The 22,117-nt window shown below is 62.9% G+C and carries 19 protein-coding genes and 1 tRNA gene; 16 read left to right on the plus strand and 4 right to left on the minus strand.

The features are described from left to right. Positions 1-76: transfer RNA gene (locus J3P97_RS07825), tRNA-Gly, on the plus strand. A gap of 173 nt (positions 77-249) precedes the next feature. On the opposite strand, the gene J3P97_RS07830 is transcribed toward J3P97_RS07825, so the two are convergent. Together J3P97_RS07830 and J3P97_RS07835 are read right to left on the minus strand one after the other, a co-directional pair. Beyond that, positions 250-657 (minus strand): PA2817 family protein, encoded by a 408-nt coding sequence (locus J3P97_RS07830; RefSeq protein WP_305496075.1) that lies wholly within the window; start codon positions 655-657, stop codon positions 250-252. 88 nt (positions 658-745) lie between these two features. Next, on the minus strand, positions 746-3,193 hold the full coding sequence (locus J3P97_RS07835; protein ID WP_434673852.1) for an acyl-CoA dehydrogenase: 2,448 nt from the start codon (positions 3,191-3,193) through the stop codon (positions 746-748). A 277-nt stretch (positions 3,194-3,470) separates the two neighbouring features. Between J3P97_RS07835 and J3P97_RS07840 the strand changes: the two genes are divergently transcribed. The 3 genes from J3P97_RS07840 to J3P97_RS07850 all read left to right on the plus strand — a co-directional run bounded on the left by J3P97_RS07840 (position 3,471) and on the right by J3P97_RS07850 (position 5,943). After that, positions 3,471-4,094 (plus strand): glutathione S-transferase family protein, encoded by a 624-nt coding sequence (locus J3P97_RS07840; protein WP_434673853.1) that lies wholly within the window; start codon positions 3,471-3,473, stop codon positions 4,092-4,094. A gap of 134 nt (positions 4,095-4,228) precedes the next feature. Beyond that, positions 4,229-5,161 (plus strand): ABC transporter ATP-binding protein, encoded by a 933-nt coding sequence (locus J3P97_RS07845; RefSeq protein WP_305496072.1) that lies wholly within the window; start codon positions 4,229-4,231, stop codon positions 5,159-5,161. 2 nt (positions 5,162-5,163) lie between these two features. Continuing rightward, entirely contained in the window at positions 5,164-5,943 is a 780-nt protein-coding gene (locus tag J3P97_RS07850; protein ID WP_181289921.1) for an ABC transporter permease, read from the plus strand. 163 nt (positions 5,944-6,106) lie between these two features. Here J3P97_RS07850 and J3P97_RS07855 read toward each other — a convergent pair whose 3' ends face one another. Continuing rightward, positions 6,107-6,637, minus strand: a complete 531-nt coding sequence (locus tag J3P97_RS07855) for a DUF2062 domain-containing protein (RefSeq protein ID WP_434569369.1) — start codon at positions 6,635-6,637, stop codon at positions 6,107-6,109. A gap of 144 nt (positions 6,638-6,781) precedes the next feature. Here J3P97_RS07855 and J3P97_RS07860 point away from each other — a divergent pair, with 144 nt between their 5' ends. The 12 genes from J3P97_RS07860 (at position 6,782) to J3P97_RS07915 (ending at position 18,272) form a co-directional block, all read left to right on the plus strand. Then, complete coding sequence (locus J3P97_RS07860) at positions 6,782-9,028, plus strand: DNA internalization-related competence protein ComEC/Rec2 (protein WP_434673854.1); 2,247 nt, start codon at positions 6,782-6,784, stop codon at positions 9,026-9,028. 95 nt (positions 9,029-9,123) lie between these two features. Then, positions 9,124-9,759 carry a MotA/TolQ/ExbB proton channel family protein gene (locus J3P97_RS07865; protein ID WP_305496069.1) on the plus strand — a complete coding sequence of 212 codons (636 nt, stop codon included), beginning with the start codon at positions 9,124-9,126 and terminating at the stop codon, positions 9,757-9,759. Then, positions 9,756-10,184, plus strand: coding sequence for an ExbD/TolR family protein (locus J3P97_RS07870; protein WP_434569368.1), 429 nt, complete (start codon positions 9,756-9,758; stop codon positions 10,182-10,184). Before J3P97_RS07865 ends, J3P97_RS07870 begins: the two co-directional genes overlap by 4 nt. Beyond that, on the plus strand, positions 10,184-11,194 hold the full coding sequence (gene lpxK / locus J3P97_RS07875) for a tetraacyldisaccharide 4'-kinase (protein WP_434673855.1): 1,011 nt from the start codon (positions 10,184-10,186) through the stop codon (positions 11,192-11,194). The genes J3P97_RS07870 and lpxK overlap by 1 nt, the downstream gene beginning before the upstream one ends. Positions 11,195-11,217: 23 nt before the next feature. After that, positions 11,218-11,403, plus strand: a complete 186-nt coding sequence (locus J3P97_RS07880; protein WP_003179363.1) for a Trm112 family protein — start codon at positions 11,218-11,220, stop codon at positions 11,401-11,403. Continuing rightward, positions 11,400-12,164 (plus strand): 3-deoxy-manno-octulosonate cytidylyltransferase, encoded by a 765-nt coding sequence (kdsB, locus tag J3P97_RS07885; RefSeq protein WP_434603243.1) that lies wholly within the window; start codon positions 11,400-11,402, stop codon positions 12,162-12,164. Before J3P97_RS07880 ends, kdsB begins: the two co-directional genes overlap by 4 nt. Further along, the gene (locus tag J3P97_RS07890; RefSeq protein WP_434673856.1) at positions 12,164-12,628 is read left to right on the plus strand and encodes a low molecular weight protein-tyrosine-phosphatase; all 465 of its coding nucleotides are present in this window, start codon (positions 12,164-12,166) and stop codon (positions 12,626-12,628) included. Before kdsB ends, J3P97_RS07890 begins: the two co-directional genes overlap by 1 nt. Next, on the plus strand, positions 12,625-13,644 hold the full coding sequence (gene murB / locus J3P97_RS07895; protein ID WP_434569364.1) for a UDP-N-acetylmuramate dehydrogenase: 1,020 nt from the start codon (positions 12,625-12,627) through the stop codon (positions 13,642-13,644). The genes J3P97_RS07890 and murB overlap by 4 nt, the downstream gene beginning before the upstream one ends. A 267-nt stretch (positions 13,645-13,911) precedes the next feature. Then, the gene (locus tag J3P97_RS07900; RefSeq protein WP_434574256.1) at positions 13,912-14,382 is read left to right on the plus strand and encodes a (2Fe-2S)-binding protein; all 471 of its coding nucleotides are present in this window, start codon (positions 13,912-13,914) and stop codon (positions 14,380-14,382) included. Further along, a complete protein-coding gene (locus J3P97_RS07905; protein WP_434673857.1) occupies positions 14,379-16,694 on the plus strand; it encodes a molybdopterin cofactor-binding domain-containing protein in 2,316 nt (771 codons plus the stop codon). Before J3P97_RS07900 ends, J3P97_RS07905 begins: the two co-directional genes overlap by 4 nt. After that, positions 16,694-17,665 carry an XdhC family protein gene (locus J3P97_RS07910; RefSeq protein WP_434603249.1) on the plus strand — a complete coding sequence of 324 codons (972 nt, stop codon included), beginning with the start codon at positions 16,694-16,696 and terminating at the stop codon, positions 17,663-17,665. The genes J3P97_RS07905 and J3P97_RS07910 overlap by 1 nt, the downstream gene beginning before the upstream one ends. Positions 17,666-17,681: 16 nt before the next feature. Further along, positions 17,682-18,272: a nucleotidyltransferase family protein gene (locus tag J3P97_RS07915; protein WP_434673858.1), complete on the plus strand. Its 591-nt coding sequence runs from the start codon at positions 17,682-17,684 to the stop codon at positions 18,270-18,272. Positions 18,273-18,520: 248 nt separating this feature from the next. Here the strand turns inward: J3P97_RS07915 and rne are convergent, their stop codons facing one another. Beyond that, positions 18,521-21,727: a ribonuclease E gene (rne, locus tag J3P97_RS07920; protein WP_434673859.1), complete on the minus strand. Its 3,207-nt coding sequence runs from the start codon at positions 21,725-21,727 to the stop codon at positions 18,521-18,523. Positions 21,728-22,117 lie beyond the last annotated feature (390 nt).

Below are 22,117 nucleotides of genomic sequence, written 5' to 3' on the forward strand. Positions count from 1 at the left end.
GCGGGAATAGCTCAGTTGGTAGAGCACGACCTTGCCAAGGTCGGGGTCGCGAGTTCGAGTCTCGTTTCCCGCTCCAAATTCAAAAAAACGCCGCTCATCGAGCGGCGTTTTTTTATGCGCGCAGGAAAAGTCTGTCTCAACTTCAAGGCTAAGTATCACGCGCGCACTGCCAAACCTGGCTCGATTAAAGAGCAAAAAAAGACCCGCAGAGTTTTTAAGCCATGCGGGTCTTTGTCGTGCTGTTTGCAATCAGTGCTTGCTGTCCTGATCCGACATGGCCAGCAATTGTTTTTCCTGGTTCCAGTCGAACGGCTCGTCGTTTTGCTCGGCTTCGAAACGACGTTCCTCGAGGGCCTGGTACAGGGCGATCTCTTCGTCGGGCATGTAGTGCAGGCAATCGCCGCCGAAATACCACAGCAGGTCTCGAGGTACCAGGTGGGCGATCTGTGGATAACGCACGATCACCTGGCACAGCAGGTCCTGACCCAGGTACTGGCTTTCGATCGGGTCGACTGGCAGTTGCGCGCGCAATTCGTCAAAGCGCTCCAGGAACAGCGCATGGCTTTCTTCGGGAACCTGTTCGGCCTCACCCACGGCGACCAGGATGCTGCGCAAGTGGTCAAGCAAGACGAGGTGATCGGCAACGACGTTGGACACGAGATAAGTCCTCAAGAGCAAAACGGGCGCAGGAGTATAAAGCCCCTGCGCCCGCTTTTACATGCTATCGATCAGATCGCTGCCAGCATCACCGCACCTTGGCCTCGGCGAGGGTCAGTTCCTCCTTGTCGAAATCATCGACATCGATGACCTTGCGGCGTGCCGCTTCGGCTGCGCGCAGGGTCTGCGCCTCACCGGCTTGCAGGATACCCGCCTCCAGGGCCGCATCGATGATATGTTCGCCGGGCGCAGGGTTGAGTTGGCCCTGCTTGAACGCTCCATGGAGCTTTTTGTGAAGCGGCTGGGCGGCGGCCAGCAGGTCAGCGGCATGTTGCAGCGCGCCCACCGGATCCTCTTCCGACTGCGGGCGATAACAGCCTTGGAGCAGCTCTTCCAGAGTCGGATCGCCCTTGGCGCGGCCGATAACGGCAGCCACCTCGGCGTCCAGCCTGTCGCTCGGTCCCTTGTGACGGCGGCCGAAAGGAAACACCACCACTCGCAAGAGGCCGCCCAGCAGCCGATTCGGGAAGTTGACCAGCAGTTCGTCCAGTGCCCGCTCCGATTGACCCAGGCTTTCCTCCATGGCCCAGCGAAACAGCGGCGCCATATGGTCTGGCGAATCAAGGTCGTGATAGCGCTTGAGCGCCGCCGAGGCCAGGTAAAGGTTGCTCAATACATCGCCCAGGCGGGCCGACAGGCGTTCGCGACGTTTGAGTTCGCCACCCAGCAGCATCATGCTCAGGTCCGCCAGCAAGGCGAATGCCGCCGCCTGCCGGTTGAGAGCACGGAAATACCCTTGGCTCAGGGCATTGCCCGGCACGTTGTCGAAGTGCCCCAGGCCGAGGTTCAGGACCAGGGTGCTGGCGGCGTTGCCGATGGCAAAACCGATGTGCTTGAGCAGCAACCCGTCGAATTCGACCAATGCCTGGTCTTTGTCTTCTCGAGTTGCCAGGGCCATTTCCTTCAATACGAACGGATGGCAGCGAATCGCCCCCTGGCCGAAGATCATCAGGTTGCGCGAGAGGATATTCGCGCCTTCGACCGTGATGAAGATCGGCGCGCCTTGCCAGCTGCGGCCCAGGTAGTTGTTCGGCCCCATGATGATGCCCTTGCCGCCGTGCACGTCCATGGCGTGGCTGATGCACTCGCGGCCGCGCTCGGTCAGGTGGTACTTGAGGATGGCCGACAGTACCGAAGGCTTTTCGCCGAGGTCCACCGCGTTGGCGGTCAGCATGCGTGCCGCGTCCATCAGCCAGGCATTGCCGCCGATCCGTGCCATGGCTTCCTGAATGCCCTCGAAGGCGGACAACGGCACGTTGAATTGCTCCCTTACCTGGGCGTACTGGCCGGTGACCAGGCTGGTGAACTTCGCCGCGCCGGTCCCTACCGCCGGCAGGGAAATCGAGCGTCCGACCGACAGGCAATTCATCAGCATCATCCAGCCCTTGCCGAGCATGGCCTGGCCGCCGATGAGGCAGTCCAGCGGGATGAACACGTCCTTGCCCCAGTTCGGTCCGTTCATGAAGGCGGCGCCAAGAGGCAGGTGACGGCGACCGATATTGACACCGGGCGTATCCGTGGGGATCAGCGCCAGGCTGATCCCCAGGTCCTCTTCTTCACCCAGCAGGTGGTCGGGATCATAGGCTTTGAAGGCCAGGCCGAGGAGGGTGGCGACGGGGCCGAGGGTGATGTAGCGTTTTTCCCAGTTCAAGCGCAGGCCGATGGTTTCCTGGCCTTGCCATTCGCCTTTGCAAATGATCCCGGTGTCGGGCATCGCCCCCGCATCGGAGCCAGCCAGCGGCCCGGTCAGGGCGAAGCAGGGAATATCGTCACCCCGGGCCAGTCGCGGCAGATAATGGTTGCGTTGTTCATCGGTGCCGTAGTGCAGCAGCAGTTCCGCCGGGCCGAGGGAGTTGGGGACCATCACGGTTGACGCCAGGTCGCCACTGCGGGTCGCCAGTTTCATCGCCACCTGGGAGTGGGCATAGGCGGAAAATCCCTTGCCGCCGTATTCCTTCGGAATGATCAGGGCGAAGAAACCATGTTCCTTGATATGGGCCCAGGCTTCGGGCGGCAGGTCCATGGCCTGGCCGATCTGCCAGTCGCTGACCATCGCGCAGAGTTCTTCGGTTGGGCCGTCAAGAAATGCCTGCTCTTCGTCAGTCAGTTTCACTTTTGGGTAGGCCAGCAGCATGTCCCAGTCCGGCCGGCCGCTGAATAATTCCCCGTCCCACCACACCGTGCCGGCATCAATGGCATCGCGCTCGGTCTCGGACATCGGTGGCAAGGTTTTCTGGAACCAGTCGAACATCGGCGCGCTGAAATATCTGCGGCGCAGGTCAGGTAGCAACAGCGGGGCTGCAACGGCGGCGAGTACCGGCCATAGGACAAGCAGCAGCCACCCGGGCGCATGGCTGAAGATCCCCATCGCCAACAGGTAGACCGCAACGATGCCCAGCGCTGGCAGCGGGGCGGTGCGGCGGTGTGCCAGCCAGGCTATCCCGACGACCAGAACCAGTATCCACAACAACAGCATAAATAATCCTCCGTGAACCAGGGCAAGACCGACCCTCAGAGCTTAGACGTCCTCTGTAAAACCGGCGGTCGGCGCGATGTGATTGATTTCGTGGGAAACCTTGGATGCATTGCGCCAGTCTGGTTGGCAACACCGGTAGGAAATCGTTCGTTGGTCAGGTGAGAAAACGCCATTGTTTGGCTGAAACGCCGTTGTTGCTCAGCGACATGCAGGGTGATTTGAGTCGCGGTTGATCCGGCGTATGCTGCTGCGGCATTTATCCATTGAGGAAGCCGTGATGCTGAAGATCTGGGGTCGGAAGAATTCGTCGAACGTGCGCAAGGCGCTGTGGTGTGCCGAAGAGCTGGGGCTGGCCTACGAGGCCATCGACGCGGGCGGCGCGTTTGGCGTGGTGGATACGCCCGGGTACCGCGCGAAAAATCCCAACGGCCGGGTTCCGATGATAGAAGACGACGGCTTCGTGCTCTGGGAATCCAATACCATCGTGCGTTACCTGGCGGCTCGCCATGCCTCAGGCTCGGCCTGGTATCCCGATGACATACAGGCCCGGGCCAGCGCTGAAAAATGGATGGACTGGACCACGTCCAGCTTTGCCGCTCCGTTTCGCACGGTGTTCTGGGGCGTGCTGCGCACCCCGGCCGAGCAGCAGGACTGGCCGGCCATCAATGCGGCAATCAAGGAGTGCGACCAGTTGCTGGCAATGGTGGAGCAAGCCCTCGGCGAACAGCCTTACCTCTGCGGTGAGGAAATCGGAATGGGCGACATTCCCTTGGGCAGTTTCATTTATGCCTGGTTCGAGATGCCCATCGAGCGCGCCGCATTGCCTCGGCTGGAGGCCTGGTATGCGCGGCTCCAGCAGCGTCCGGCTTATCGCAAGGCCGTCATGACCGCGTTGACTTAATACTTACTATCGACACACTTCACTGTACTTGTGCGGCGACGCCACGCACCATTGCCTTCATGCGCCGTGGTTGTATTGCTCGCCGCCGGCCCTTATCTATTCTTCTTCCTCCCCTTCTTGGTGCGTAATCCGATATGAGTTCCGCTCTGTCCATACGGCAGCTAACCAAAACCTACGGCAACGGTTTCCAGGCCCTGAGTGGTATCGATCTCGATGTCGCCGAAGGTGATTTTTTTGCCTTGCTGGGCCCCAACGGTGCCGGCAAATCCACCACCATCGGCATTCTTTCCACGCTGGTGAACAAATCCGGCGGGACGGTGAACGTCTTCGGCCATGACCTGGACCGCGAGCCCGCCGCGCTCAAGCGCTGCATTGGCGTGGTGCCCCAGGAATTCAACTTCAACCAGTTCGAAAAGACCTTCGACATCGTCGTGACCCAGGCCGGCTACTACGGCATCCCGCCGAAGATCGCCAACGAGCGCGCCGAGCAGTATCTGACCCAGCTCGGCTTGTGGGACAAGCGCGATGTGCCGTCCCGTTCGTTGTCCGGCGGCATGAAGCGACGCCTGATGATTGCCCGCGCGCTGGTGCATGAACCGCGCCTGCTGATTCTCGACGAACCCACCGCCGGCGTGGACATCGAGCTGCGTCGTTCGATGTGGACCTTCCTCACCGAGCTGAACCAGAAAGGCATCACCATCATCCTCACCACGCACTACCTGGAAGAGGCCGAGCAGCTGTGCCGCAACATCGGCATCATCGACCACGGCACCATCGTCGAGAACACCAGCATGCGGCAGTTGCTGAGTCAGCTGCATGTGGAAACCTTCCTGCTGGATCTCAAGCATGACCTGAGCGCCGCGCCGCAGCTGGTGGGTTATCCGGCTCGCCTGCTCGACGGCCATACCCTGGAGGTCCAGGTCGACAAGTCCGCTGGTATCACCGGGCTGTTCACCCAGCTGGCCGTGCAAAACATCGAAGTGCTGAGCCTGCGCAACAAGACCAATCGCCTTGAGGAGTTGTTCGTGTCCCTGGTGGAAAAAAACCTGGCGAAGGTGGCGGTATGAGTATGAGTTCGGAACTGCGCCCCAACCTCATCGCCCTCAATACCATTGTTTATCGTGAAGTCCGGCGCTTCATGCGGATCTGGCCGCAGACCTTGCTGCCCCCGGCGATCACCATGGTCCTGTACTTCGTGATTTTCGGTAACCTGATCGGCCGGCAGATCGGCGACATGGGCGGTTTCACGTACATGGACTACATTGTGCCGGGGCTGATCATGATGTCGGTGATCACCAACTCCTACGGCAACGTGGTATCGAGTTTCTTCGGCAGCAAGTTCCAGCGCTCCATTGAAGAGCTGATGGTTTCGCCGGTTTCACCCCATACGATCCTGATCGGCTTCACCCTGGGCGGCGTGCTGCGCGGGCTGGCGGTCGGCCTGATCGTGACGCTGCTGTCGCTGTTCTTCACCGATCTGCAGGTGCATCACCTGGGGGTGACGATCCTGGTGGTGGTCCTGACGGCGACGATCTTTTCGCTGCTGGGCTTCATCAACGCGGTGTTCGCGAGAAACTTCGATGACATCTCCATCATCCCGACGTTCGTGCTCACGCCGCTGACGTATCTGGGCGGGGTGTTCTACTCGATTTCCCTGCTGCCACCGTTCTGGCAGACCGTATCGCTGGCCAACCCGGTGCTGCATATGGTCAATGCTTTCCGATACGGGATTCTTGGCGTTTCGGACATTCGCATCAGTATTGCAATTACCTTCATGCTGGTGGCGACCGTGGTGCTTTATGTGGGCTGTGCGCGGTTGCTGGTGAGTGGGCGAGGGATGCGTACCTGACACTGTCCGTGTCTGAAGTGTCGTACCTGTGGGAGCGAGCCTGCTCGCGAAGGCTGAGCGTCATCCGATGCAGATGTTGGATGTGATGGCCTCTTCGCGAGCAGGCTCGCTCCCACAAGGACTTCGGCTTACCCCCGAATGTCGTGTCTGGGGGGAAACGCGGTCAGTCCAGCTTTTCTCTCATCCGACTGCGCTTGCGCCGCCGCCACTGCCTGGCAACCCACCATCGCCAATACGCCATGGTGACGAAATAAGCCAAGACTCCAAGCACCAACCCAGTGACCACCGACCCCAGCAAAAATGGCTGCCACAATGTTGACAGCTGGTTGGTGATCCACTCCCAGGTCAATTCGTCCGGCAGCGTCCGGGCTGGAACGTCCATCAGCCAGGCGCCGGTCTGATAGGTGCAGAAGAATACCGCGGGCATGGTGATGGGGTTGGTCAACCAGACCAGGCTTACCGCGATCGGGATGTTGCCGCGAACCGTGACGGCCAGCGCGGCGGCCAGGAGCATTTGCAGCGGTATCGGCAGAAAAGCGGCGAACAGGCCAACGGCCATCGCCCGCGCCACCGAATGACGATTGAGGTGCCAGAGGTTGGGATCGTGCAGCAGGGTGCCGAGAAAGCGTAAGGATTTATGTTCCCGAATGCTCGCGGGGTCAGGCATGTAACGTTTGAATAATCGCCGGGGCATAAGGCTTCTCGGTCGGGTCAAAGCAGTAAGGCCGCAAGTATGTCCGGATTCTACAACCGGGAGATTCAGACTTTGTGACAATTGTTAACGCCCACGGTGCCCCGCACCGGCTAAGCCTGGAGAGGGACTCTCAAGGATGGGCTTATGCGCACGGCAATGGTCGCGCTTGCACTGGGGCTGCTGGCCCCGGTTTTTCTACCGGTACTGCCGTCGCCATGGCTGATCGCAGCCATGGCGACGCTGGCGTTGATGGTACTGCCGTTTCGCCTGTACCCGGCGGGTTGCTTCCTCTTCGGGCTGGTCTGGGCGAGCCTCGCCGCACACCATGCACTGGACGGACGGTTGCCCTCCGCACTTGACGGCGAGACGCGCTGGGTCGAAGGGCGGGTCGTCGGTTTGCCGCAACACGGCGATGGAGCGGTGCGTTTCGAATTGGCCGATATCCAGTCAAGGCGCACGCGCTTGCCAACCTCGATGCGCCTGGCCTGGTATGGCGGGCCGCCGGTCAGCAGCGGTGAGAAATGGCGCCTGGCGGTAAAGCTCAAGCGACCCGCGGGGCTGCTCAATCCCCATGGCTTCGACTATGAGGCGTGGCTGTTGAGCCGCGGCATTGGCGCGACCGGCAGCGTCAAGCAAGGGCGACGCCTGCAACCGGCCCAGGGTGCCTGGCGCGACGGGGTGCGCCAGGCATTGGCGAAAGTCGATGCCCAAGGGCGTTCCGGGGCGCTGATGGCATTGGTCCTTGGCGATGGCTCCGGGTTGAGTCGCGAAGATTGGCAGGTGCTGCAAGACACCGGCACGATCCATCTGCTGGTCATTTCCGGGCAGCACATCGGTCTGTTCGCCGGCCTCGTATACCTGCTGGTCGCCGGCGCGGCGCGTCATGGTGTCTGGCCGGCGTGGTTGCCATGGCTGCCTTGGGCGTGCGTGCTGGCGTTCACCGCGGCGCTGGGTTACGGCCTGCTCGCCGGTTTCGAAGTGCCGGTGCGGCGGGCCTGTGTGATGATCGGACTGGTGCTGCTGTGGCGCTTGCGCTTTCGCCAGGCCGATCCTTGGAAAGCCTGGCTGTTGGCGCTCCTGGCAGTACTGCTGCTCAATCCGCTGGCGAGCCTGCGGCCGGGGTTCTGGTTGTCGTTCGCCGCGGTGGCCGTTCTGATGTTTACCTTCGGCGGTCGCCTGGGCCCCTGGCGTTGGTGGCAGACCTGGACCCGCGCCCAGTGGCTGATTGCTCTCGGGCTATGCCCGCTACTCTTGATCCTCGGGCTGCCGGTCAGCCTCAGCGGTCCGTTGGCCAATCTGCTGGCGGTGCCCTGGGTCAGTCTGCTGGTGTTGCCTTCGGCCTTGCTTGGCACCGCGTTGCTACCGATACCTTACATAGGCGAGAGCCTCCTCTGGATTGCCGGCGGCTTGCTCGATCTGCTGTTCAAGGCGCTCGCGCTGGCAGCCGGGCAGATGCCAGCCTGGGTGCCTCCCGCGGTGCCGCTGTGGGCCTGGTGCGTGGCGGCGCTCGGCACTGCGCTGCTGTTGCTGCCCCAGGGCGTACCGCTGCGGATCCTGGGTTGGCCGATGCTGATGCTGATGGTTTTTCCCCCACGGGAAGAAGTACCCCACGGGCAAGCCGAAATCTGGCAACTGGACGTCGGCCAGGGGCTGGCGATCCTCGTGCGTACCCAGCGGCACGTCTTGCTTTATGACGCGGGGCCGCGTTTTGGCGACGCCGATGCGGGCGAGCGCGTGGTGGTGCCGACCTTGCACAGGCTCGGTGTGCGTACCTTGGACATGCTGCTGCTCAGTCACGCCGATGCCGATCACGCCGGCGGTGCACAAGCCGTACGCAACGGATTGCCGACCCGTCGGGTGGTCAGCGGCGATCCCGAGGCGCTGCCCGTCGATCTGCAGGCAGGGGCGTGCGATAGCGGCGAACGCTGGGAATGGGACGGGGTGAGGTTCGAACTGTGGCGCTGGGCATCGGCTGTCGAGAGCAACCAGAAATCCTGTGTCTTGCTGGTCGAGGCCGGTGGCGAGCGGTTGCTGCTGACCGGCGATATCGATACCCATGCCGAACGGGCCTTGCTCGACAGTCCCTTGGCGATGCCGACCCAGTGGCTGGCAGCGCCGCACCATGGCAGCCGCAGCTCATCGTCGATGGCGCTGCTGGCGCGCCTCGAGCCCCATTCGGTATTGATTTCCCGGGGGCGCAACAATGCGTTCGGCCATCCCCATCCGTGGGTGATGGAGCGTTATCGACGCTTGGGCATGGTTATCTACGACAGTGCCGAACAAGGTGCCATTCGTCTGCAACTCGGCGCCTTTACACCTGCGCTTGGCCAGGCGGGCATTCGCCGTTACTGGCGTGATCCGCCGCCTGCCGGGCCAGCGTCGGAGCATTGATCTGGCGCAGCGTTCTTGCCGTGTTGTCGGCAGGGCGGGCCTGCACAGCGAGTCTGTATGATAAAGTGGCGCACTTTTTCGAGGGGGCTGTCACTGTGTGGGAATTGGTCAAATCCGGCGGCTGGATGATGTTGCCGATCATTCTGAGTTCCATCGCGGCACTGGGTATCGTTGCCGAACGCCTGTGGACCCTGCGGGCCAGCCGCGTGACCCCGGAGCATCTGCTCGGGCAGGTCTGGGTCTGGATCAAGGACAAGCAGCTGAACAAGGACAAGCTCAAGGAGCTGCGAGCCAGCTCGCCGCTGGGGGAGATCCTCGCGGCAGGCCTGGCGAATTCCAAGCATGGTCGCGAGATCATGAAGGAGTGCATCGAGGAGGCCGCCGCGCGCGTCATTCATGACCTGGAGCGCTACATCAATGCCCTTGGGACCATCGCGGCCATGTCGCCATTGCTGGGCCTGTTGGGCACGGTCCTCGGCATGATCGACATTTTCAGCGCGTTCACCGGTTCCGGCATGACCACCAATGCCGCCGTGCTGGCGGGCGGTATTTCCAAGGCACTGATCACTACCGCCGCGGGCCTGATGGTCGGTATCCCGGCCGTGTTCTTCCATCGCTTCCTGCAGCGCCGCGTCGACGAGCTGGTGGTGGGCATGGAGCAGGAAGCCATCAAGCTGGTCGAGGTGGTGCAGGGCGACCGTGACGTGGACCTGGCCGGGGGCAAGAAGTGAAATTCCGCCGCAAACCACGGGAAAATATCGAGATCAACCTGGCGTCGCTGATCGACGTGGTGTTCATCCTGCTGCTGTTTTTCGTCGTGACCACCACCTTCACCCGGGAAACCCAGTTGAAGGTTGAGCTGCCGCAAGCGGTGAGTGGTTCGCCGGCCGAGGACCAGCAGTTGAAAAACCTGGAAGTCACCATCAGCGCCGAGGGCGCGTTCTCGGTGAACAACCAGTTGCTGCCCAAGAGCGACCTGGCGAGCCTGATCGAGGCCCTGCAGAGGGAGTCCGGCGGTGATACCAACCTGCCGCTTGCCATCAGCGCCGACGGCAAGACGCCTCACCAATCGGTCATCACCGCCATGGACGCGGCTGGCAAGCTCGGCTTCAGCCACCTGCGCATGACCACGATCGAGGCGGCGCCGGCACCTTGATGGCCATGTCCGATCGATTGCTTGCCGCGTGGTACAAGGGGCATCCCGCCCTGGTGCTGCTGCGCCCGCTTGAATGGCTGTACCGACGCGTAGTGACCGGCAAGCGCGAGCGCTTCCTGGCGGGCGAGGGCGAGATCTACCAGCCGCCGGTGCCGCTGATTGTGGTGGGCAACATTACCGTCGGCGGCACCGGCAAGACGCCGTTGATCCTCTGGATGATCGAGCATTGCCAGCGCAGTGGCCTGCGGGTCGGCGTGGTCAGCCGGGGTTACGGCGCCAGGCCGCCGCAATTGCCATGGCGAGTCGAGGCCGAGCAGGGCGCCGACGTCGCGGGCGACGAACCGCTGCTCATCGTCCAGCGCAGCGGCGTGCCGTTGATGATCGATCCTGATCGCAGCCGCGCTGTCCGGGCACTGCTGGGCGCCGAGCCACTGGACCTGATCCTGTCCGACGATGGTATGCAGCATTACCGCCTGGCCCGTGACCTCGAACTGGTATTGATCGACAGCGTCCGTGGCCTGGGCAACCGCCGTTGCCTGCCGGCCGGTCCGTTGCGCGAGCCGGTGGAGCGCCTGCGCTCGGTCGACGCCGTGCTGTTCAACGGCGCCAGCGCTGATCGCGAGGACGGCTTCGCGTTCGAGTTGCGGCCCACCGCGCTGATCAACCTGGCCAGTGGCGAACGGCGCCCCCTCGACCATTTTCCTCCCGGCCAGGCCCTGCATGCCGTGGCCGGTATCGGCAACCCCCAGCGTTTCTTCAATACCCTCGAAACGCTACACTGGCGGCCTGTACCGCACGGGTTTGCCGATCATGCCGAATACAGTGCCCAGGCCTTCGATTTCGAACCGTCATTGCCAGTGGTCATGACGGAAAAGGACGCGGTCAAATGCCGTGCCTTCGCCGCGCCCGACTGGTGGTACCTGGCGGTTGACGCAGCGCCTTCGCCAGCCTTCGCGGCCTGGTTCGATACGCAGCTGATGCGCCTGTTGCCGGATCGGCTCTTGCCTTAAAACGTTATACCCAGGGGAATTTCATGGACACCAAACTGCTCGACATCCTGGCTTGCCCGGTCTGCAAAGGCCCGCTCAAGCTCAGTGCCGACAAGACCGAGCTGATCAGCAAGGGCGCCGGCCTGGCCTATCCGATTCGCGACGGCATCCCGGTGATGCTCGAAAGCGAAGCCCGTACCCTGACCACTGATGAGCGCCTGGATAAATGAGTACAGCTTTTACCGTTGTCATTCCGTCGCGCTTTGCCTCCACGCGCTTGCCCGGTAAACCGTTGCTGCTGATCGCCGGCAAGCCGATGATCCAGCATGTCTGGGAGCAGGCTTGCAAGAGCAGCGCCCAGCGTGTGGTGGTGGCAACGGACGATGCGCGCATCGTGGAGGCCTGCCAGGGCTTTGGCGCCGAAGTGGTGATGACCCGCGAGGATCACAACTCCGGTACTGACCGCCTGGCGGAAGTGGCTGGGAAACTCGGTCTGGCGCCCGACGCCATCGTCGTCAACGTGCAGGGTGACGAGCCGCTGATCCCGCCGAGCGTGATTGATCAGGTCGCCGCGAACCTGGCGGCGCACCCAGAGGCGCGCATGGCCACCCTGGCCGAGCCGATCGAGGACGTGCAGACCCTGTTCAATCCCAACGTGGTCAAGGTGGTCAGCGACCTCGACGGCCTGGCGCTGACGTTCAGTCGTGCCACTTTGCCTTGGGCCCGAGAGGCATTCGCTCAGGACCGCGACGTGTTGCCCGAAGGCGTGCCGTACCGTCGCCATATCGGTATCTATGCCTACCGCGCCGGTTTCCTTCAGGACTTCGTCGCTTGGGGCCCGTGCTGGCTGGAAAACACCGAAGCCCTCGAGCAGCTTCGGGCGTTGTGGCATGGCGTGCGGATCCATGTCGCCGATGCGCTGATCGCGCCGCCGACCGGTGTAGACACTCCCGAAGACCTCGAGCGCGTTCGTCGCCTGCTGGAGGCTTGATGCGGGTTCTGTTCGTCTGCCTTGGCAACATTTGCCGGTCGCCCACCGCCGAAGGCATTTTGCGCCATAAGCTGCGCGAAGCCGGGCTGGAGGGGCAAGTGGAAGTCGCCTCTGCCGGTACCGGTGACTGGCACGTCGGCAAGGCCCCTGATAAACGCAGCATGGCCGCGGCCCTGCGACGTGGCTACGATCTGTCGGCCCAGCGGGCCCGGCAAGTCACCCGCGCCGATTTCGCCGCCTATGACCTGATCCTGGCGATGGACAGCAACAACCTGCGCAACCTCAAGGCACTGCAACCGGCCAGTGGCAAGGCCGAGCTCGATCTGTTCCTGCGTCGCTACGAGGCTGAGCTCGATGATGTCCCTGATCCGTACTACGACGGCGAACAGGGTTTCGAGCAGGTACTCGACTTGATCGAACGTGCCACGGATCGCCTGGTCATCGAATTGAAGGGGCGGTTATGACCTTGCATGTCCAGGCCGGCGTCAGCCTCAAGCCGTTCAACAGCTTTGGCGTGGACGTCGCCGCACGGTTGTTCGCCGAGGCCCACAGCGATGCCGATGTCCGCGAGGCGCTGGCTTATGCCGCCGGGCATGATCTGCCGTTGCTGGTGATTGGCGGCGGCAGCAACCTGCTATTGACCGACGACATCGACGCGCTGGTGTTGCGCATGGCCAGTCGGGGGATCCGCCTGCTCAGCGACGACGGCGAACGTCTGGTGATCGAGGCCGAGGCCGGGGAGCCCTGGCATCCTTTTGTCCAGCACACGCTGGCGCAAGGTTGGTCGGGGCTGGAGAACCTCAGCCTGATTCCCGGTACGGTAGGGGCGGCACCGATGCAGAATATCGGTGCCTATGGCGTGGAAATAAAGGATGTCTTTGCCGGCCTTACCGCGCTGGATCGCCATACCGGCGAGTTGCGCGACTTCACCCTTGAAGAGTGCGCCTTCGCCTACCGCGACAGCCTGTTCAAGCAGCAGGCGGGGCGCTGGCTGATCCTGCGGGTACGTTTTGCCCTCAGTCGTGTCGCGCATCTGCACTTGGAGTACGGCCCGGTCCGCCAGCGCCTGAGCGAGCAAGGCATTGCTCAGGCAACGCCTTCGGATGTCAGCCGGGCGATTTGCAGCATCCGCAGCGAAAAACTTCCGGACCCCGCCGTACTCGGCAACGCCGGCAGCTTCTTCAAGAACCCGTTGGTGCACGCCACCCACGTGGCCCATCTCAAGCTGCAATACCCCGACCTGGTGGCTTATCCACAGCCTGGGGGGCAGATGAAAATCGCTGCCGGCTGGCTGATCGAACGCGCCGGCTGGAAGGGCTTTCGCGAGGGCGACGCCGGCGTCCATAAGTTGCAGGCACTGGTGCTGGTCAACTATGGCAATGCCACGGGCCTGCAGTTGCTGGACCTGGCTCAACGGATCCAGAAGGACATTGCCGAACGTTTCCAGGTCGATCTGGAGATGGAGCCGAATCGGTACTGACGGGCGCTTGGCCCTGCGTGAACAAAAAAACGCCCTGCATGACCTGCATACGCTCATTCGTGCAGGATTGTGCAGGGCGTTTTGCTTGTTCCTGGGTTAATTTAATTGGCTGACGATGCGAGCATACGCATCCCCAAGGCCCGGTGCAGACGCTGTTGACGTTTGCACAAGAGAGCCGGATCAGCCTGAGCCAGTCTGCGACACCGAACCGATCACCCAACGGCAGATTGCTCGACCCCATAACTCGAAACGAATGCGGGCGTGCCCATGATTACCCTGAAACTCAATGGAACAGATCATCAACTGGATGTCACCGAGGACATGCCGCTGCTGTGGGCGATCCGCGACGTGGCCGGCTACAACGGCACCAAGTTCGGCTGCGGCATGGGCCTGTGCGGCGCGTGCACGATCCACATCGATGGCGCCCCGGCGCGCAGTTGCATCACGCCGATCGGCTCGGTGAAAGGCCAGAACGTCAGCACGATTGATGCGCTTCACGTCGACCCGGTCGGCCAGGTTGTACAGAAGGCCTGGCTGGACACCGCCGTGGCCCAGTGTGGTTTTTGCCAGGGCGGGCAGATCATGTCCGCCACGGCATTGCTCAAGACCAACCCCAACCCGACGGATGAACAGATCGAAGAGGCCATGGTCGGCAACCTCTGCCGCTGCGGCACCTACAACCGGATCAAGACCGCGATCCGTCAGGCCTCTACTCACCTGAAGGAGGCCAAGGCATGAGCCGCTTGCCGAATGATTTTGTGCTGAGCAACCTCAGTCGTCGGGGTTTCCTCAAGGGCGCCAGCGCCACGGGTGTGCTGGTGCTGGCCGCCAGCTGGGGGCTGCCGGAGGCCTTTGCCGAAGAGAAGAAGTTCGGCGCCGAGGGCATGCCCCATGGTGCAGTCGACGACCCCAAGGTCTACGTAAGCATTGCCGCTGACGGCAGCGTCACGGTGATCTGCAACCGTTCGGAAATGGGCCAGGGCGTGCGCACCAGCCTGAGCATGGTGGTGGCCGACGAACTCGACGCCGACTGGGCGCTCGTCAAGGTCAGGCAGGCGCCAGCCGACGAGGCGCGCTTCGGCAACCAGGACACCGACGGCTCGCGCAGCATGCGTCACTGGTACGAGCCGATGCGCCGCTGCGGTGCCGCCGCCCGGACCATGCTTGAATTGGCCGCCGCTGCCCAGTGGAAAGTGCCGGTGGGCGAATGCCGTGCGCAACTGCATAAAGTGGTGCATCAGCCTTCGGGGCGCGAACTGGGTTATGGCGAGTTGGCCGCCGCCGCGGCGGCCTTGCCGGTTCCGGCCCGCGACAGCCTGCGCCTCAAGCAGCCGTCGGAGTTTCGTTACATTGGCAAGGAAGCGAGCCGTGCCATCGACGGCGCGGACATCGTCAACGGCCGAGCGGTGTTCGGTGCCGACGTGCATTTCGACGGCATGCTTTACGCCGTCGTGGCCCGCCCACGGGTCTATGGTGGCAAGGTCAAGAGCGTGGACAGCAGCGCGGCGTTGAAGGTGCCGGGCGTGATCAAGGTCGTGCAGATCGAAGGACGCCCTTTGCCCTCCGAATTCCAGCCGCTGGGCGGCGTGGCGGTGGTAGCGAAAAACACCTGGGCGGCGATCAAGGGCCGCGAAGCGTTGAAAATCGAATGGGACGATGGCCCGAACGCCGGCTATGACTCCATCGCCTACCGCAAGGAACTGCAAGCGGCTGCTCTGAAACCGGGCAAAGTCCTGCATAGCACTGGCGACCTTGACGACGCATTGGCCAAGGCCGATTCGACGTTGGAGGCTGCCTACTACCTGCCGCACCTGTCCCAGTCACCCATGGAGCCGATGGTCGCGGTCGCCCGCTTCAAGGACGGTCAATGCGAAGCCTGGGCACCGAGCCAGGCACCCCAGGTCACCCGCGAGCGCGTCGCCGAACGCCTGGGCATCCCTTTCGAGAAGGTCACGATAAACATCACATTGCTGGGCGGCGGTTTCGGACGCAAGTCCAAATCCGACTTCGTCGTCGAGGCGGCTGTGCTCGCCAAGGAATTCCCCGGCCAGGCGGTTCGGGTGCAATGGACCCGCGAGGACGATATTCATCACTCGTATTTCCATACCGTATCGGCCGAATACCTGAAGGCCGGCCTGAACAAGGACGGGCTGCCCTCCGGTTGGCTGCATCGCACCGTGGCCCCGACCATCACCGCGCTGTTCGCGCCGGGCATGACCCACGAAGCGCCGTTCGAAGTGGGCATGGGCGTGACCAACATGGCCTATGCCATTCCTAACCTGCGCCTGGAGAACCCCGAGGCGGTGGCCCACACCCGCGTTGGCTGGTATCGCTCGGTGTCGAACATTCCCCATGGTTTTGCGATCCAGAGCTTCATCGACGAACTGGCCCACAAGGCCGGCCAGGATCCGCTCAAGTACCATCTGAAGTTGCTCGGCCCGGACCGCAAGATCAACCCCAACAGCCAGAATGACAGCTGGAACTACGGCGAATCGCCCGAGCGTTATCCCATCGATACGGCGCGGATCCGCACCGTGCTGGAGACTGCCGCGAAGGCCGCTGGCTGGGGCCGTGAATTGCCCAAGGGCCGAGGCTTGGGGCTGGCGGTGCACTACAGCTTCGTCACCTACGTGGCCGCGGCAATTGAAGTCGAGGTCAAGGATGACGGCACGGTGATCGTGCACAAGGCGGACATTGCCGTGGACTGTGGGCCGCAGATCAATCCCGAGCGCATCCGCTCGCAGTTCGAAGGCGCCTGCGTGATGGGCCTGGGCAACGCGATGGTCGGGGAAATCAGCTTCAAGGACGGCAAGGTCCAGCAGGACAATTTCCACATGTACGAAGTGGCGCGTATGTCCCTGGCACCCAAGGAAGTAGCCGTGCACCTGGTCACCCCGCCGGGCGAAGTGCCGCTGGGAGGCGTTGGTGAACCGGGCGTGCCGCCGATCGCGCCGGCATTGTGCAACGCAATCTTCGCCGCCACCGGCAAGCGCATCCGTGATCTGCCTGTGCGTTACCAGTTGCAAGGCTGGCAGCAGGCCAAAGCCTGATGGACAGCGTTGATCTGAACGTGCTGCGCAGCGTGCTGGAATGGCGTCGCGCCGGGCAGCGGGTGGTGCTGTTCACCGTGGTCCAGACTTGGGGCACCGCGCCGAGACCTCCGGGGGCCATGCTGGCCCTGCGCGAAGACGGCGTAGTGATCGGTTCGGTATCGGGCGGTTGTGTCGAGGATGACCTGATCGCCCGGCTGCACGACGGCCGGATTCCGGCGGATGGCCCGCCCGTGCAGCTCATCACCTACGGTGTCACCCGCGAGGAAGCGGCGCGTTTCGGCTTGCCGTGCGGCGGCACCTTGCGCCTGACAGAGGAGCGAGTCGGCGATCCAGGCTGGGTCGCGGAGTTGCTGGCGCGGTGCGAGGCCCACGAAATAGTTGCCCGGGAATTGACCATCGCGACCGGCGCTGTGGTGCTGACACCAGCGAGCAAAAGCGATGCATTGATGTTCGATGGTGAAACACTGCGGGCGATTTATGGCCCGCGCTGGCGGCTGTTGCTGATCGGCGCCGGACAGCTGTCGCGTTACGTCGCGGAAATGGCCCGGTTGCTGGATTTCGAAGTGCTGATCTGCGACCCGCGCAAGGAGTTCGTCTACGGTTGGGAAGAGCAGCATGGCCGCTTTGTTCCGGGCATGCCCGACGAGGCGGTGCTGAGCATCGAGACCGATGAACGCACCGCGATCGTTGCCCTGACCCATGACCCACGCCTGGACGACATGGCCTTGCTCACCGCCCTGGATTCCAGGGCTTTTTATGTGGGCGCCCTCGGCTCACGGGTCAACAGTCAGAAGCGCCGGGACAACCTCGCTCAGCTAGGCTTGTCAGCACAGGCCATCGAGCGGCTGCACGGGCCCATCGGCCTGCACATTGGCAGCCACACCCCGGCGGAAATCGCCTTGTCGCTGCTGGCGGAAATCGTCGCGATCAAGAATGGCGTCGAATTGCGTCAAAAGAAACCGCTGTAGTCCAGGAGGGAAGGGTATGTCTGAGTCCATTGGCGTGATCATCCTCGCGGCGGGCTCGGGCCGCCGTTTCCGGCAGGTCGCCGGGGCCGACAAGGACAAGCTGCTCGCGGATTGCACAGGCCGTGACGGCGCGGTGCGCTCGGTGATCGAGCACGTGCTGGTCAATCTGCCAGCCTCCCTGGACAAGCGCGTGCTGGTCACCCGCAATGACCGTCCGCAGGCCATTCGCATGGCCCAGGCTTATGGATGCGATTTTGTCGAGCTGGATTCACCGGGACTGGGAGATAGTATTGCCGCCGGCGTCCGAGCCTGTCCGGATGTGGCTGGGTGGCTGATCGTGCTGGGCGACATGCCGTTTATCCTGCCGTCGAGCATCGAAACGGTGGTGGCAGGGATTCGCGAGGATGGCATCAGCGTGCCGGTTTTTGCCGGGGAGTATGGGCATCCGGTGGGATTTGGTCGTGGGTTTGGCCCGCAGTTGATGGCCTTGACCGGTGATCGTGGGGCGAAGGTGTTATTCGCCGGGGCGCAAGTGTCCGAGGTGCCGGTGGACGATCCTGGTGTGACTTGGGACATTGACGTGCCGGAGGCATTGATCTTCAGATAGATTTTTGAAGGATTGTAAAATTTATGGTGGTTGCAATTCCCCTGTGGGAGCGAGCTTGCTCGCGAAAGCGGTCTGATATTCAACAGTGATGCAAGCTGATCCACCGCCTTCGCGAGCAAGCTCGCTCCCACATGGGTTTTTCAGTGGATATAAATCTCGTGCCAGGCTCTCATAGGGACCTGCAAATCGAAGGCATAAAAAAGCCCCGCCTGGCATCACCAGGCGGGGCTTTTTACTGGGCGGTGGAATCAGGCGTGAGGTTTAGGCTCGTGCTCTTTTTCCAGGGCTTCAGTGTGACGCGGAGCGACTTCTTCTTCAGCACCGTGCTGAGGTTCGTCGATCACCGGGGCCGATTCAGTCGGGGCTTCAGCTACCGGGGCAGGGGCTGCCTCGGCGACTTCTTCCACGACCGGAGCCGGTTCGGCGGCAGGCGCTTGAGCGGCAGCAGCGGCGGCCAGTTCAGCTTCCTTCTGCAGACGCTCGGCCTCACGCTTGCGACGACGCACTTCGCGTGGATCGTTCGGGGCGCGGCCGTTAGGGGTCAGGGCACTGACCGGTGCAGGCGCTTCAACCGGGGCAGGGGCTTCGGCAACCACTGCTTCGGCAATCACTGGCGCCTCGACCATTGGCGCAGGCTCGACCACTTGCGGTTCGACGACTACTACCGGCTCCGGTTCAGCAACCGGCGCTGGTGCGGCTGGCTCGGCATTCCAGTTGAAAGCGGTCTGCTCTTCGCGTACTGGCTCTGGTGCGGTTTCCTCGGCAGGCATTTCGACGGCAGGTTCAGCGGCTACCACCGGCTGCTCGACGACCGGGGCAGGCTCGGCGGCGGCTTCGGCTTGCGGCTCGGCTTCACGAACCGGTGCGAGTTCCACTTCTGGCGAAGCAGTGATTTCTACCGGAGTGGTCGCTTCGACAACTGGCGCTTCGACCGCTGCCTCTTCCACCGCAGCGGTGGCCCGTTCGGCCTGCTCGTGTGCCTGGGCCTCGGCTGGGGCGCTGATCGCGCTGCTGGCAACTGCCGCGGTGACGGCCAGGCCGGCGGCCAGGTCGGCAGCGCTAGGCGCTTCGGCGTTCTCGCCGGCTTCGGACTCTTCCGAGCCTTCGATCACGTTGCCGTTGGCATCGCGTTGACGCTCGCGACGGTTGCTGCGACGACGCTGGCCGCGGGAGCGACGACGTGGACGATCGCCCTCGGCGCTGTCCTGACCGTCTTCCTGCAACTGCTCCTCGGTGTTCAGTACTTCCTCTTCGCTGGCTTCGGCGGCTGCCTGCTCGGCGCGCGGCTGACGCTCTTCACGCGGCGGACGCGGTGCACGTTCTTCGCGAGGCTGGCGAGCCGGGCGTTCTGCTGCCGGAGTCGCAGGAGTCGCAGCAACAGCCGGTGCGGCGTCCAGAGGCTCGCGCAATTCGCGAACACGTTCTTCACGCTCGCCACGCGGCTTGCGATCTTCACGTGGTGCGCGTGGCTGGCGCTCTTCGCGAGGCGGACGCGGTGCGCGTTCTTCGCGGGCTACCGCTGGAACTTCCTCACGGGCTTCGCGTGGTTGACGCTCTTCACGCGGCTCACGGGGTGCGCGCTCTTCACGCGGGGCACGTTCTTCGCGCGGCTTGCGTTCTTCGTCGCGACGACCGTTGCGGTTGCGGGTCTGCTGGCGACCGTTGCGGCGTTCTTCGTTGCGGGCCGGACGCTCGGTAGCGGCAGGCTTGGCGACAACGGCCGGGGCGGCAGGCTCTTCCTTGGTGGCGAACAGGCTGACCAGGGACTTCACCAGGCCTTTGAACAGGCTAGGTTCCGGGGCTGCGGCTGGGGCGGCAACCGGCGCGGCGGCTTCGGTCGGGACCGGAGCGTTGGCACGGGCCGGCGCGGTCTTGACCGCTGCTTCCTGGCGAACCAGGGTGCGGGTGGCGGCAGCTGGCTGGACGTCTTCGACTTCGGCGGCGGCCGCGGCGATTTCGTAGCTGGACTGGTTGGTGTGGGCCTCGGGGCTGTCATCACGCAGGCGCTGCACTTCGAAGTGCGGCGTCTCGAGGTGGTCGTTCGGCAGGATCACGATGCGGGCGCGGGTGCGCAGTTCGATCTTGGTGATCGAGTTGCGTTTTTCGTTGAGCAGGAACGCGGCCACCGGGATCGGCACCTGGGCACGAACTTCAGCGGTGCGGTCCTTCAGGGCCTCTTCTTCGATCAGGCGCAGGATCGCCAGGGACAACGACTCGACGTCACGGATGATGCCGGTGCCGTTGCAGCGCGGGCAAACGATGCCGCTGCTTTCGCCCAGGGATGGACGCAGGCGCTGACGGGACATTTCCAGCAGGCCGAAGCGCGAGATACGACCGACCTGTACGCGGGCACGGTCGGCTTCCAGGCATTCACGGACTTTTTCTTCCACGGCGCGCTGGTTCTTGGCCGGGGTCATGTCGATGAAGTCGATGACGATCAGGCCGCCGATGTCGCGCAGGCGCAACTGGCGGGCGATTTCTTCGGCGGCTTCAAGGTTGGTCTGCAGGGCGGTTTCTTCGATGTCGCTGCCTTTGGTGGCGCGCGCCGAGTTGATGTCGATCGACACCAGGGCTTCGGTCGGGTCGATGACGATGGAGCCGCCCGACGGCAGTTCGACGACGCGCTGGAAGGCGGTCTCGATCTGGCTTTCGATCTGGAAACGGTTGAACAGCGGAACGCTGTCTTCGTAGAGCTTGATCTTGCTGGCGTACTGCGGCATCACCTGGCGAATGAAGGTCAGGGCTTCGTCCTGGGCTTCGACGCTGTCGATCAGCACTTCGCCGATGTCCTGGCGCAGGTAGTCGCGGATGGCGCGGATGATCACGTTGCTTTCCTGGTAGATCAGGAAAGGTGCGGAACGATCCAGCGAGGCTTCCTTGATCGCGGTCCAGAGTTGCAGCAGGTAGTCGAGGTCCCACTGCATTTCTTCGCTGCTGCGGCCCAGGCCGGCAGTGCGCACGATCAGGCCCATGTCGGCGGGTGCGACCAGGCCGTTCAGGGCTTCGCGCAGTTCGTTGCGCTCTTCGCCTTCGATGCGGCGGGAGATACCGCCGGCACGTGGGTTGTTCGGCATCAGGACCAGGTAGCGGCCGGCGAGGCTGATGAAGGTGGTCAGGGCGGCGCCCTTGTTGCCACGTTCTTCTTTTTCGACCTGGACGATGACTTCCTGGCCTTCGCTCAGGACGTCCTTGATGTTGACGCGGCCTTCGGGGGCCTTCTTGAAGTATTCGCGGGAGATTTCTTTGAGGGGCAGGAAGCCGTGGCGCTCGGAGCCGAAATCGACAAAGGCAGCCTCAAGGCTTGGTTCGATGCGAGTAATCCGGCCTTTATAGATGTTGGCCTTCTTCTGCTCGCGTGCACCGGATTCGATATCCAGGTCGTAGAGGCGCTGGCCGTCTACCAGTGCAACACGCAACTCTTCGGGTTGAGTTGCGTTAATCAGCATTCTTTTCATGTAGTACCGTCGGTTTCCGGGCTGCCGGAAACGGCGTTCGGCACACACGACTTCTCACGGTCGGTGTCAGGTGCGTCCTGGCGATGGCGGGGCCATTCCAGTGTCCAGCGAGTTCGACCCAATGATGGCGAAGTCGCGACGGACGCGTCCTGCTTGCTGGTACTCAAGCACTCAGTCAGGAGGAGGAATCAACCGGCGCCTGTGGACGAGATGAAGCGTCTAAATATAAGCCTAGTGCTACACAGTCCGACGGTTGTACATCTCCACCCTACACGTATCCCTGATAATTCGGGTGCTGCCGCGCGCAGAATCCGCAGCGGGTTGGCATTTACCGTGAGCTCCGGAAGGGGAGGTCACGCATCATGGCTCATTTAGGCGTTGTTTCCGAAG

Source organism: Pseudomonas sp. R1-15 (assembly GCF_051132085.1).
Lineage (GTDB): Bacteria > Pseudomonadota > Gammaproteobacteria > Pseudomonadales > Pseudomonadaceae > Aquipseudomonas.

What these genes read in the sequence shown, in the direction of transcription:
- J3P97_RS07835 (WP_434673852.1), bottom strand. Translation starts at nt 3,193, where the DNA reads ATGCTGTTGTTGTGGATACTGGTTCTGGTCGTCGGGATAGCCTGGCTG.
- J3P97_RS07860 (WP_434673854.1), top strand. Translation starts at nt 6,782, where the DNA reads ATGCGCACGGCAATGGTCGCGCTTGCACTGGGGCTGCTGGCCCCGGTT.
- J3P97_RS07890 (WP_434673856.1), top strand. Translation starts at nt 12,164, where the DNA reads ATGCGGGTTCTGTTCGTCTGCCTTGGCAACATTTGCCGGTCGCCCACC.
- J3P97_RS07915 (WP_434673858.1), top strand. Translation starts at nt 17,682, where the DNA reads ATGTCTGAGTCCATTGGCGTGATCATCCTCGCGGCGGGCTCGGGCCGC.
- J3P97_RS07910 (WP_434603249.1), top strand. Translation starts at nt 16,694, where the DNA reads ATGGACAGCGTTGATCTGAACGTGCTGCGCAGCGTGCTGGAATGGCGT.
- J3P97_RS07905 (WP_434673857.1), top strand. Translation starts at nt 14,379, where the DNA reads ATGAGCCGCTTGCCGAATGATTTTGTGCTGAGCAACCTCAGTCGTCGG.
- J3P97_RS07845 (WP_305496072.1), top strand. Translation starts at nt 4,229, where the DNA reads ATGAGTTCCGCTCTGTCCATACGGCAGCTAACCAAAACCTACGGCAAC.
- lpxK (WP_434673855.1), top strand. Translation starts at nt 10,184, where the DNA reads ATGGCCATGTCCGATCGATTGCTTGCCGCGTGGTACAAGGGGCATCCC.
- rne (WP_434673859.1), bottom strand. Translation starts at nt 21,727, where the DNA reads ATGAAAAGAATGCTGATTAACGCAACTCAACCCGAAGAGTTGCGTGTT.
- J3P97_RS07840 (WP_434673853.1), top strand. Translation starts at nt 3,471, where the DNA reads ATGCTGAAGATCTGGGGTCGGAAGAATTCGTCGAACGTGCGCAAGGCG.
- J3P97_RS07855 (WP_434569369.1), bottom strand. Translation starts at nt 6,637, where the DNA reads ATGCCCCGGCGATTATTCAAACGTTACATGCCTGACCCCGCGAGCATT.
- kdsB (WP_434603243.1), top strand. Translation starts at nt 11,400, where the DNA reads ATGAGTACAGCTTTTACCGTTGTCATTCCGTCGCGCTTTGCCTCCACG.
- J3P97_RS07900 (WP_434574256.1), top strand. Translation starts at nt 13,912, where the DNA reads ATGATTACCCTGAAACTCAATGGAACAGATCATCAACTGGATGTCACC.
- murB (WP_434569364.1), top strand. Translation starts at nt 12,625, where the DNA reads ATGACCTTGCATGTCCAGGCCGGCGTCAGCCTCAAGCCGTTCAACAGC.
- J3P97_RS07880 (WP_003179363.1), top strand. Translation starts at nt 11,218, where the DNA reads ATGGACACCAAACTGCTCGACATCCTGGCTTGCCCGGTCTGCAAAGGC.
- J3P97_RS07850 (WP_181289921.1), top strand. Translation starts at nt 5,164, where the DNA reads ATGAGTTCGGAACTGCGCCCCAACCTCATCGCCCTCAATACCATTGTT.